The sequence below is a fragment of the Caulobacter sp. genome (assembly GCF_049283275.1).
GTDB lineage: Bacteria > Pseudomonadota > Alphaproteobacteria > Caulobacterales > Caulobacteraceae > Caulobacter.
Genome location: NZ_JBAPVS010000177.1, coordinates 1 through 11,354, shown reverse-complemented (window position 1 = coordinate 11,354; position 11,354 = coordinate 1). Strand labels below are relative to the sequence as shown.

Sequence of the window (11,354 nt, the reverse complement as noted above, 5' to 3'; positions counted from 1 at the left end):
GTGAGCGGGCTCGGTTGGATCACCCCAGCGCCGCGACCCTCTATCCGCTGTTCGTTGGCGCCGCGAGCCCGGACCAGGCCAAGGCCGTGGCGGCGGCGACCCGCGCCCTGCTGCTGGCTCCCGGGGGCCTGCGCACCACCACCGTCGCGACCGGCCAGCAGTGGGACACGCCCAACGGCTGGGCCCCGCTTCAGTGGGTGGCGGTGTCGGGCCTGCGCCGCTACGGCGAGGAGGCGTTGGCCAAGGACATCGGCGAGCGCTGGCTGAAGACGGTCGATCGCGAATACCAGGCCAGCGGCAAGATGCTCGAGAAGTACGACGTCGAGGAAGCCAAGGCCGGCGGCGGCGGGGAGTATCCGCTGCAGGACGGCTTTGGCTGGACCAACGGCGTGACGCGCGCGCTGCTGGAGCTCTACCCCCCTTCGTGAGGACTCCGATTGGGTCGAAGCAAGGTTGGGGTCAGGTCCGCTTTTCGCCGATCTAGGTTGACGTCTGAGGCCTCCAACAATTTTGGAGGTAGTTTGGCTCGCCCCTTAAAGAGTCAGTGACAAGTCGAACGCTGACTCTGTCACTGACTCCAATGGTGTTGCTCTAAGGTTCCGGGGCCTCTCGATTTCTGCCGCCAAAGTCCGCGACCGTTTTTGACTCCAAACCTCGCGATCAGCGCCTTCGATTTAGTTGGGTTGGGCCAGTGTCGATGGCACGGCAGCCGAACCCCTGTCGCGCGGGCCAATTCGCCGTTTGGGCGCCGCCGACGCGACGCTCCTCCGAACGGCGGCTTGTCTTGGCACAGTCCTCTAGCGGGTCGCCCAGGCGCGCCCGATCTCGGCCAGCGGAACGCAGCCGTGGTAGGCGCCGGGCACGGGCTCGTACTTCAACGCCATGGTCGCGCCGGGCTCTGAGGTGAAGTAGCCGACCGTGATCATGTCCTCCAATGCCGGGAAGAAGTGAGTCTGGCCCTCCCCCCGCGCGATCCCGCCTTCCTGATCGTAGGTCGTCAGCAACGCGACCTGCTGCTCGGGCGTCAGGGCGATGAAGGCGTCGCCATGCGCGGCGCGGGCGTCGGTGTCCATGCGCGCCAGACCGCCCAACAACTGATCCACCTGATCCCTGGTGTAGTAGTCGCCCACGGCCCGGTCGATGAACCGCGGCACGCCGGCCTCGCGGGCGCCGGGCGTGTCGGTCGCGGGGATGATTAGCTCGGCCACGACGTCCAGCAGCCGCGCCTGATCCGGCGTCAGGGCCGTCGGGGTCCAGGTCAGGGCCGGAGCAGGCGCCGCGGCGGCCAGGGCGCGCTCGGCCCAACCCGTCGAGGCTACGCCGACCGCCAGGGCCAGACCGCGTAGAGTGTCGCGTCGGTTCAGCATCACAGGTCTCCCCGCTTACGGGCCTTGACGGCATGATCGGCGGCGCGGGCGGTCAGGGCCATGTAGGTCAGGGACGGGTTCACGCACGAGGCCGAGGTCATGGCCGCCCCGTCGGTGACGTAGACATTCTTGCACTCGTGGACCTGGTTGTGGGCGTTCAGCACCGAGGTCTTCGGGTCGCGGCCCATGCGAGCGGTGCCCATCTCGTGGATGCCCAGTCCCGGCGCGTAGCCGCTGTCTTTGCCTTTGACGTTCTTGAAGCCAGCCGCCTCCAGCATCTCGGCCGCCGCCGTCTGCATGTCGCGACGCATGGCGATTTCGTTCTCGCGGATGGTGACGTTGAACGAAAGGGTCGGCAGGCCGAACTGGTCCTTCAGGGCGTGGTTCATGGTGATGCGGTTGTCTTCGTAGGGCAGGATCTCGCCAAAACCTCCCAGGCCCATGCTCCAGGGGCCGGGCTGGCTGAGCGCGGCCTTGCGCGCCGCGCCGAAACCCTTGGCGCCCTTGGCCCGCTCGCCCAGGTCGCGGTCCCAGATAGGACGCGACGCCCCGCCCTGGTAGCCGAAGCCTCGCAGGTAGTCGCTGCGCTTGGTGGCCTCGTCGCCCAGGTTGCGGAAGCGCGGCACGTAAATGCCGTTCGGTCGGCGACCGGAATAATACATGTCGCCGAACTCGGGCGCGTCGCCGGTGGCGCCTACGCCCAGGTGGTGGTCCATGACGTTGCGCCCCAGCTGGTCGCTGCCGTTGCCGAAACCGTTCTGGAACCGCGAACTGGTGGAGTTCATCATGATCCAGGCCGAGTTGAAGGCCGAGGCGCACAGGAAGACGACGTCTGCGTAGAATTCCTCATCCTGCTTTGTCTCCGTGTCCAGGATCCGCACGCCGGAGGCCTTGCCGGCCTTTTCGTCGTAGATCAGCTCGGTGACGATGGAGTTGGGCCGGATCACCAGATTGCCGGTGCGCTCGGCCGCCACCAGCCCGCCGGAGTTGGAGCTGTAGTAGCCGCCGAACGGGCAGCCCCGGATGCACATATTGCGATACTGGCACTTTGTGCGGCCCAGGCTCAGTTGCTCCTCGGTCGGCTCGGTCAGGTGGGCCGTTCGGCCGATGCTGATCCGGCGCTCGGGGAAACGCGACTCCGAGCGGCTCTTGAAGGCCTTCTCGACGCAGTTCATCTCCATCGGCGGCTGGTAGTGGCCATCGGGGAAGTGGCTGAGGCCCTCGTGCTGGCCGGAGACGCCGATGAAGCGCTCGACATGTTCGTACCAAGGGGCCAGCTCCTCGTAGCGGATCGGCCAATCGACACCGATCCCCTCGCGGGCGTTGGCCTCGAAATCGATCGGGCTGTGGCGATAGCTCTGGCGACCCCAGGTCAGCGACCGGCCGCCGACGTGGTAGCCGCGGATCCAGTCGAAGCGCTTCTCTTCGGTATAGGGATCCTGGTCGTCCCGGACGAAGAAGTGCTGGGTGTACTCCGTCATCGTGTAGTTCGTGCGGCGCTGCACTTGATAGTGCGCGTCCAGCTCGGCCTGCGGCAGTTGCCCCTGCGGGTATTTGGTCTGCCAGGGATCCAGGACGGCGGTCGGATAGTCCTCAAGGTGGCGAACCATGCGCCCGCGCTCCAGAACCAGGACCTTGAGGCCTTTCTGGGTCAGCTCCTTGGCGGCTATGCCGCCAGTGATTCCGCTGCCCACGACGATGGCGTCGTAAGTGTTCTCGCGACGCGCGCGGCCGCTCAGATTGGCCATTTTCGCTCCCTTTGCGGCCGCTCGAATGGACCACGCCGGAAGCTTTAAGCAACACGACGCCCCGACCTCGGCGAACCCCCTATTCTTGCCTGGAGGCTTCCATGAAATGGGTTACATTGCAAGAAAGCTTGGCATTCGCATCAAAACGCCGAGCGACTGGGAGGGACGAGGGACCATGATCGGATCGACGACGCGTGCGCGCCGAGCGGCGATGGGTTTGGCGCTGGCGCTATGCGCGGGCGCGGCAAGCGCAGAGAACGTGAAGGCTGGGCCTTGGCGCTCGCTGTTCGACGGCAAGACCCTGAATGGCTGGACGGCGAAGGTCGCCAAGCATCCGGCCGGTGAGAACTATCGCCAGACCTTCATCGCCGACCAGGGCGTCATCCGCGTGTCCTACGCCGGCTACGACAAGCTGGACGGCCAGTTTGGACATCTCTTCTACAAGACGCCGTTCAAGGCCTATCGCCTGATGTTGACCTACCGCTTCCTCACCGACGGCGGCCTTGCGGACACCCCGTCCTGGGCGCGCAGCAATAGCGGGATCATGTTCCTGAGCCAGAGCCCGGAGAGCATGACGGTCGATCAGCCCTTCCCGGTCTCGGTCGAATTCCAGCTGCTGGGCAAGGACGGCGACGCGCCCCGCCCCACCGGCGCGGTCTGCACGCCGGGCCTGACCATCACCATCGACGGCGCCAAGGTCAAAGAGCACTGCACGACACCCGCCAAAGCCCCGACCATCCCGAACGGGACCTGGGTGCAGGTCGAGCTGGAGGTCCTGCCGAGCGGCGAGATCACTCAGAAGATCAACGGCGTGGCCGTCCACCACTACGCCGCCGTGACCTTGGATCCGGACGACACCGTCGCGGGCGGCGCCAAGCCCTACATCCTCGCGCGCGGCGCCCAGCCGGTGACCGATGGCTACATCGCCCTGCAGAGCGAGGGCCACCCGATCGAGTTCAAGGACGTCCAGATCCAGGAGCTGACGGCGCGTTGAGCGCCGTCAGGACCGGCTACTTCTTGATGGACGTAAGGTACTGGATGACCGCCGCACGTTGCTCTGCGTCCGGCGCGCCCAACAGCATCTTGGTGCCCGGGACGGCCTTGCCCGGCGCCTTGATGAAGGCGTCCAACTGGTCGGGCGTCCAGGTGATGTTGGAGGCCTTCAAGGCGGTGCTGTAGGCGAAGCCCGGCGCGGTCCCCGCCTTACGACCGGCGACGCCGGCCAGGGGCGGCCCCATCTTGCCCGGCGCGGGCTGCAGTGAGTGGCAGACCGTGCAGCGCTGCTCGAACACCTGCTGGCCCGTCGGCGCGGCGGCGGCGCTGGTCGCCATCCCCGCCAGGATCGCGGCGAGCGTAAGCTTGAACTTCATCGAGAAAACTCTCCGTCAGAATTTGGCGGCAGCCTTAGAGACCCAGTAGCCGACGATTGCGACCAGCGTCTGGCGCGCTGCCGGCGAAATCATCGAAGGCCTTGTCCGTCACCTGGATGATGTGGTCGCGAATGAACGGCGCGCCCTCGCGGGCGCCCTGCTCAGGATGCTTCAGCGCGCACTCCCACTCCAGCACCGCCCAGCCGTCGAAATCGTACTGGGCCAGCTTGGAGAAGATCGCCTTGAAGTCCACCTGGCCGTCGCCCAGCGAGCGGAAGCGGCCCGGCCGATCGGCCCAGCCCTGATAGCCGCCATAGACGCCCGACTGGGCCGTGGGCCGGAACTCGGCGTCCTTGACGTGGAAGGCCTTGATCCGCTCGTGGTAGCGATCAATGTAGCCGAGATAGTCCAGCTGCTGCAGCACGAAGTGGCTGGGATCGTAAAGGATGTTAGCGCGCGGATGGCCGCCCACCTCGTCGAGGAACCGCTCGAAGGTCACGCCGTCGTGCAGGTCTTCGCCCGGATGGATCTCGTAGGCGACGTCCACGCCATTGTCTTCGAACACGTCTAGGATAGGTTTCCAGCGGCGGCCAAGCTCTGCGAAGGCCTCCTCGATCAGGCCCGCCGGCCGTTGCGGCCAGGGGTAGAAGTAGGGCCAGGCCAGGGCCCCGGAAAACGTCGCGTGAGCGTTCAGGCCAAGGCGTCGGCTGGCGACGGCGGCGGCCTTGACCTGCTCTACCGCCCAGGCTTGACGCGCCTTAGGCTTGCCGCGCAGCTCGGGCGGGGCGAAGCCGTCGAACAGCTCGTCATAGGCCGGATGGACCGCGACCAGTTGGCCTTGCAGGTGGGTCGACAACTCGGTGATCTGCAGGCCGTGGTCGGCCAGCAGGCCTGCGATGTCATCGCAATAGGCCTGGCTCTCGGCGGCCCGCGCCAAGTCGAAGAACGAGTCCGCGCCGCCCGTCGGCATCTGCACGCCGACATAGCCCAAGTCGGCGACCCAGGCGGCCATGGTCTCCAGCTTGTCGAAAGGCGGCTCGCTGCCGATGAACTGGGCCAGGAAGATGGCCGGTCCCTTGAGCGTCTTCATCGCGCGTCTCCTTGAAGCGCCACCCAGCCGGCGTCGTCGCGGCTGGCGGCCACAGCGCGCTCGACGAAGGCCATGCCGCGCACGCCCTCGGCGATGTCGGGCGCGAGCCTACCCCCCTGCCCCGCGATCGCGTCGGCGAAGTCGCGATAGATGTTGGCGAAGGCCTCGATGAAGCCCTCGGGATGGCCGGTCGGCAGGCGGGTGACTGCGCGGGCCGCCGCACCTAGATAGCCGCCCCCCGCGTGCAGCACCTGGCTGGGGGCGTCCAGCCAGTCGATCGTCAGGACGTTGGGAGCCTCGTGCGACCAGGTCAGGCCGCCCGTTTCGCCATAGACGCTGAGCCGCAGGCCGTTGCGGGCGCCGGCCGAGATCTGCGAGGCGATCAGCACGCCGCGCGCTCCGTCCTCGAAGCGCAGAAGCACGTTGCAGTCGTCGTCCAGGCTGCGGCCCGGCACGACGGTCGAGACGTCGGCGCAAAGGCGCTCGACGCGGCGGCCGGTCACGAACTCGGCGATGTTGAAGGCATGGACGCCGATGTCGCCGATGCAACCGCCAACGCCAGATTGCGCCGGGTCCGCGCGCCAGCTGGCCTGCTTGTTGTCGCCGTCGCGCTCCAGGGGCTTGGACAGCCAGCCTTGCGAATATTCGACCACCACCTTGCGCACCGCGCCCAGGTCGCCGCGCGCTACGATCTCGCGCGCCTCTCGGACCATGGGATAGCCGGTGTAGGTGTAGGTCAGGGCGTAGTGCTTGCCCGAGGCCGCGACGATATCCGCCAGCTCCTGGGCCTGCGCCAGGTTCAGGGTGGCCGGCTTGTCGCTGATCACATGCAGCCCACCGCGCAGGGCGGCGGCGGAAACGTCGAAGTGCAGATGGTTGGGCGTCACGACGGAGACGAGGTCGACCCCGTCGTCGCGCGCCCGTTCGGCCGCGATCATCGCGTGATGATCCGGATAGACGCGGTCGGGCGCAACGCCCCAGTCGGCGGCGGCCTTAGCGTTCTTGGCCGGGTCGCGGCTGAACACCCCAGCCGTTAGCCGGATGCGACCGTCAAGCTCGGCGGCCATGCGATGCACCGGCCCGATGAAGGAACCGGGACCCCCGCCGACCATGGCCATCCGCAAAGGCCTGCTCATCAGGCGACCACCTTGGAGATGTAGTCGAAGCTGATCTTGGCCGACTCCAGCCGGGTGTGGGCGAACGGCGGCTCCTGCTCGTAGTAGAACCCTCGCACGCCGCCGGCATAGGCCGCGGGCAGGAGTTTTTTCCAGTCGATCATGCCGCCGCCGACCTCGGTCGGGTCCTGCTTGAGTGCGAAATTGAACGTTGTGCTCGGCTTGATGTCCTTGACGTGCATCTGGGTGAAGCGGCCCGGATGGGCCTTCAGCAGCGCGAACGGATCCTGGCCGGCGGCCGTGACCCAGCCGGCGTCCATCTCGAAGGTGACCAGGCTGGGATCCGTGCCCTTCAGCAGGATCTCCATGCCGCTCGTCCCGCCCAGGGGCGCGAACTCGAAATTGTGGTTGTGGTAGCCGGTGACGATGCCCGCCTTCTTCAGGACAGCAGCCTTCTCGTTGAGGAAGTCGGCGTTCCACTTCCAGTCATCGGCGGTCATCTGAGAACCGGCCTGGCGCAGGTCGTCGCCCAAGCGGTCGGGGATGTAGAGGATCGGCATGATCGCCGCCTTCGCCCCGATCACGTGCAGCTCGTCGGCCAGCTTGTTCAGGTCGCCGCTGAAACCGTTGGGCCCCTTGGGCGAGATGTGGGCGGCGGGGCAGACCAGCCCCGCCTTGTCGAAGGCGGCGCGCAGCTCGGCCGGTGTGCGACCCAGATAGCCGGCCAACTCAACCGACTTGAAGCCGATCTTGGCGACCGTCGCCAGCTGGGCGTCCAGCGCCTTGGCCAGGTCTGGACCCAGGCTATAGAGCTGGATGCCGACCGGAAGCTTGTGGCGCTGGAAGAATGGCGTCGCCGCGGCATTGGCGCCGTTGGCCAGGGTCGCGCCCAGCAGGGCCGCGCCGGCGCCGAGAAGGCTGCGCCGAGAAAGGTGTTCGTGCACGAGGCTTTCCTTTGCTGAAGGGCTAGATTTGGGCCGGGCTGGCCGTGGCGGGGAGCTCGTCGGTCTCGGCGGTCGGGCCGCGCGAGGGCGGCCGGAAGAAGAGGGCCAGCAGCAGCACGGCGACCAGGGCCATGCCGGTCGGAACCATGAACAGGGTGGTGTAGTCGACGGCGCCGCCCGCGCTCAGCTTGCTGATCAGCTCGGGGAACAGGAAGCTGGCGACCACATTGCCGATCCCCAGGATCAGCAGGTTGAACAGGCCTTGGGCGCTGGAGCGGACGTCCTTTGGGAACACCGCGTCGACGAAGATGTACACGGTGGCGAAGAAGAACGCGTAGCAGACCCCGTGCAGCAGCTGTACGGCCACGATTGTGGGGATGCTGTCGGCGAAGAAGGCGAACACCGCAAAGCGCGCGGCGTGGCCTAGCACGCCGACGATCATCGTCATCCTCCAGCCCAGGCGAATCAACACCCGGCCCAGCAGGAACATGGTCAGCACCTCGGCCACCTGCCCCAGGCTCAACACCACCATGCTGAGGTTGCCGGCGATTCCGACGCGGTTGGTCAGGAAGGCGTCGGCCATCACGAAATAGCCGTTGTGGATGATGCTATCGATGAAGGTGACTAGGAACAGCACCAGCACGAACGGCGCGGCCAAGAGCTTGAAGGCCCGTCGCCAGGCCAGCTTGTCGACGCCGGGCGCATCCTTGCGGGCGGGCGTATGCGGCAGGGTCAGAGCGTAGCCGGCGAAGGCGAACGAGACGATCGCCGCGACCAGGAAGATCCAGCGCACCTGCTCGACCGACGCGTGGGCGCCCAGCAGGAAGACGAAAGGCCAGCTGACCAGCACCCAGCCAACCGTCCCGCCCATGCGCACCGCGCCGAACCCGGCGGCCGGGTCCTTCAAGTTGGCGAACGCGATCGAGTTGGTCACCGATAGGGTCGGCACATAGACCAAGCTGAAGACCAGGTAGCAGACGAAGAACGGCCAGAAGCTGGTCGCAAAAGCCGTGCCGATCAGGGCCAGCCCGCCGATCAGGTGGCTGACGGCCAAGAACCGCTCGGCCGCGAAGTTGCGGTCGGCGAACTGGTTGGAGAAGAAGATGCCGACCAGGGCGGCCACGCCCCAGGAACTGCCGACCAGCGACTGCTGCCAGGGCGCAAAGCCCAGCATGCCCATGTAAGGGAAGATCTTCGGCGCCCAGGCGCCCCAGATCGCCAGCTGCAGCACCATCATCACGAAGAGCCGGAAGCTCGTGTTCATGGACCTGGCCCTCCCCGACCAGTTTGGGCGGCTGGTTTCGCCCTTTTTGGGCGCCCTCCGCTCCGATGTAATCGAAATCATCGATAACAGGGGTCCGTCAGCTTGCCAAGCTGTCGGCTAGTCGCCAGTGTCCGGCCGATGGCCACCATTCAAGATGTTGCGCGTGACGCGGGCGTCTCCACAGCGACGGTTTCACGCGTGTTCAGCGCGCCCGAACTGGTGCTGGAGACCACCCGCAACAAGGTGATGGAGACGGTCAACCGCCTGGGCTACGAGCCGAACTTCGCCGCCAAGAGCCTGCGCACCCTGCGGACCGAGAAGATCCTGGTCACGGTGCCGGACATCTCCAACCCGTTCTTCTCGCAAGTGATCCGGGGCGTCGAGGAAGCCGCCCTGGCCGCCGGCTATTCGGTGCTGCTGGGCAACACCCGCCACGAAGAGACGCGCGAGGAGCAGTACGCGGCCATGTTCCGCCGCAAGGAGGCCGACGGCCTGATTTTCCTGGGCCACCGCTTGCCCGCCGTCTTGGCCGAGATGGTCGCCGCCAAGGGTCCCAAGACGCCGATCGTCAACGGCTGCGAGTTTCGGCCGGGCCTGGCCGTGTCCAGCGCCCACATCGACAACGAGCGCGCCGCCGCCGAGGTCGTGGACCACCTCTACGACCTGGGCCACGCTCGTATCGGCGTGGTCACCGGCCCGCTGGCCAGCCCGATCAGCAGCGACCGCCTGGCCGGCGTGCTGTCGGCCGCCCAGCGCCACGGCCGGGCCAGCGCTCTGCGCATCGCCATCGGCGACTTCTCGATCGAGTCCGGCGTGCGCCAGACCGGCGAGTTGCTGGACGAGCCGGGCCGACCGACGGCGATCTTCTGCTTCAGCGACGAGATGGCCATGGGCGCGCTGGAGGCCATGCGCCAGCGGGGCCTCAACTGCCCCCGCGACGTCTCGCTGGTCGGCTTCGACGACATCCGCTTCGCCCAGTTTCTGGATCCGCAGCTGACCACGGTCAGCCAGCCCAAGGAGCAGATCGGCCATGAGGTCGTGCGCCTGCTGCTGGATATCCTAAGCGGTCGCGCCACCGAACTGCAGAACATCACCCTGCCCCACCAGTTGGTGGTGCGATCCAGCACCGCGCCGCCGCCGACCTAGGGTCTGGGCGCCAGCTCGCGAACCCAGATGTTGCGGAAGCTGATCGGCGCGCTGGGATCGCCGTGCGCCTGCAGCTTGATCGGCGCCGGGCCATGAGCCTTGTAGACGGGCTTGCCGATATAGACCGTCTCGCCGGCCAACACAGCGTGGTCCTGAACCAGCAAGCCGTTGTGGATCACGGTGACCACGGCCGGGGACTTCAACGCGCCGTCGGCGCCGAACACCGGCGCGCGCCAGACGATGTCGTAGCTTTGCCACTCGCCCGGCTTGCGGCTGGCGTTGGCCAGGGGCGGATGCTGCTTGTAGACGCTGCCTGCCTGACCGTTGACGTAGGTGGCGTTCTCGTAGCTGTCGAGGATCTGCACCTCGTAGCCCTGATCGCGGGGGCCGGTGGACGCCAGGAAGACGCCGCTGTTGCCGCGCGCCTGCCCGCTGCCGGCGATGTCTGCCGGAATGCGCCATTCCAGATGCAGCTGATAGTCGCGGAAATTCTGCTTGGTCTCGATATTGCCCTTGGTCTTGTCGACGGTCAGCACGCCGTTTCTGACCGTCCAGGCGGCCGGCGACTTGTCCTGGGTCGAGACCCATTGGGCCAGGTCATGGCCGTCGAACAGCACGATCGCATCGGACGGCGCGCCGCCTTCACCCGCCGCCGGCGCGACGATCGGCGCGGTTGGCTTCCAGACCTCGGTCTCCTCGGGCTTGGTCTGGGCCGCAACCGAAGACGCCGCGCACAGGCCGGCGGCGAGCGTGAGCATGGACCGGGCTAGCATGTGGCACGTGATCTCCCTTGCGAACAGACAGTCCTATTCCGCTCTCCGATAACTGCCAACCCGACCATCAGGTCTTGCCAACGCTCTGGTAAATCCGCCGACCAGGGCCCTTATGGGCCCGTCGCTCCGTCCGTTCTGTCGCCCCGCCGGTCCTGGGCGAGGCGTCCGACGGGCGCCAGGTCCGGACCATCATCGGCGTCGTCATGGTTGCTACGAAAGCGGCCGGTCCGAACGTCGGAGAGGAGCTAAAACGGTCAAAACATGAATCGCAGCTTTTTGAGTCAGCGGCTGCCCAGCTACTACTGGATGTGCCAGTCGCGACTTTTGGAGTCAGTGACACGACCCGGGTTTGATCCAGAGCAAGGCCGCCGACGCCAGCCCGGTCATCGATGGCCCGATCCGCAAGGCCTGCGCGTCCCGCTTCGGGGCGCGCGACCGGTCGCGGCCGATTCCTGGAGGCGACATGGACCAGCCGACCGTCCGTGCATCGCGGTCAGACCCAGTCCCGTCCCCGGCCGCGCGCCCCGTCGGCCGCCG

Annotated in this window: 11 protein-coding genes; 3 read left to right on the top strand and 8 right to left on the bottom strand. The window is 66.9% G+C overall.

All coding sequences use genetic code 11. The features are described from left to right. The coding region (locus WAL33_RS09645) for a trehalase family glycosidase (RefSeq protein ID WP_422180808.1) at positions 1-428 on the top strand (428 nt) is incomplete at its 5' end. Between the two features lie 369 nt (positions 429-797). On the opposite strand, the gene WAL33_RS09640 is transcribed toward WAL33_RS09645, so the two are convergent. Next, positions 798-1,367, bottom strand: coding sequence for a gluconate 2-dehydrogenase subunit 3 family protein (locus tag WAL33_RS09640; protein ID WP_422180806.1), 570 nt, complete (start codon positions 1,365-1,367; stop codon positions 798-800). After that, entirely contained in the window at positions 1,367-3,115 is a 1,749-nt protein-coding gene (locus tag WAL33_RS09635) for a GMC oxidoreductase (RefSeq protein ID WP_422180804.1), read from the bottom strand. Before WAL33_RS09635 ends, WAL33_RS09640 begins: the two co-directional genes overlap by 1 nt. Positions 3,116-3,290: 175 nt before the next feature. On the opposite strand from WAL33_RS09635, the gene WAL33_RS09630 reads away from it, so the two are divergent. Next, complete coding sequence (locus WAL33_RS09630) at positions 3,291-4,109, top strand: 3-keto-disaccharide hydrolase (RefSeq protein ID WP_422180802.1); 819 nt, start codon at positions 3,291-3,293, stop codon at positions 4,107-4,109. Positions 4,110-4,125: 16 nt separating this feature from the next. Here the strand turns inward: WAL33_RS09630 and WAL33_RS09625 are convergent, their stop codons facing one another. From WAL33_RS09625 to WAL33_RS09605, 5 genes are read right to left on the bottom strand one after another with little or no spacing between them, the layout of a single operon-like run. Next, positions 4,126-4,485 carry a c-type cytochrome gene (locus WAL33_RS09625; RefSeq protein WP_422180800.1) on the bottom strand — a complete coding sequence of 120 codons (360 nt, stop codon included), beginning with the start codon at positions 4,483-4,485 and terminating at the stop codon, positions 4,126-4,128. A gap of 34 nt (positions 4,486-4,519) precedes the next feature. Continuing rightward, on the bottom strand, positions 4,520-5,575 hold the full coding sequence (locus WAL33_RS09620; RefSeq protein WP_422180798.1) for a sugar phosphate isomerase/epimerase family protein: 1,056 nt from the start codon (positions 5,573-5,575) through the stop codon (positions 4,520-4,522). After that, positions 5,572-6,711: a Gfo/Idh/MocA family protein gene (locus WAL33_RS09615; protein ID WP_422180796.1), complete on the bottom strand. Its 1,140-nt coding sequence runs from the start codon at positions 6,709-6,711 to the stop codon at positions 5,572-5,574. Before WAL33_RS09615 ends, WAL33_RS09620 begins: the two co-directional genes overlap by 4 nt. Continuing rightward, on the bottom strand, positions 6,711-7,634 hold the full coding sequence (locus WAL33_RS09610) for a sugar phosphate isomerase/epimerase family protein (protein WP_422180794.1): 924 nt from the start codon (positions 7,632-7,634) through the stop codon (positions 6,711-6,713). Before WAL33_RS09610 ends, WAL33_RS09615 begins: the two co-directional genes overlap by 1 nt. Before the next feature lie 22 nt (positions 7,635-7,656). Then, a complete protein-coding gene (locus tag WAL33_RS09605) occupies positions 7,657-8,898 on the bottom strand; it encodes an MFS transporter (RefSeq protein WP_422180792.1) in 1,242 nt (413 codons plus the stop codon). Positions 8,899-9,036: 138 nt separating this feature from the next. Between WAL33_RS09605 and WAL33_RS09600 the strand changes: the two genes are divergently transcribed. Then, entirely contained in the window at positions 9,037-10,044 is a 1,008-nt protein-coding gene (locus WAL33_RS09600) for a LacI family DNA-binding transcriptional regulator (RefSeq protein ID WP_422180790.1), read from the top strand. On the opposite strand, the gene WAL33_RS09595 is transcribed toward WAL33_RS09600, so the two are convergent. Then, positions 10,041-10,802 (bottom strand): 3-keto-disaccharide hydrolase, encoded by a 762-nt coding sequence (locus WAL33_RS09595; protein WP_422180788.1) that lies wholly within the window; start codon positions 10,800-10,802, stop codon positions 10,041-10,043. The two genes, WAL33_RS09600 and WAL33_RS09595, sit on opposite strands and share 4 nt — an antisense overlap. Positions 10,803-11,354: the final 552 nt, after the last annotated feature.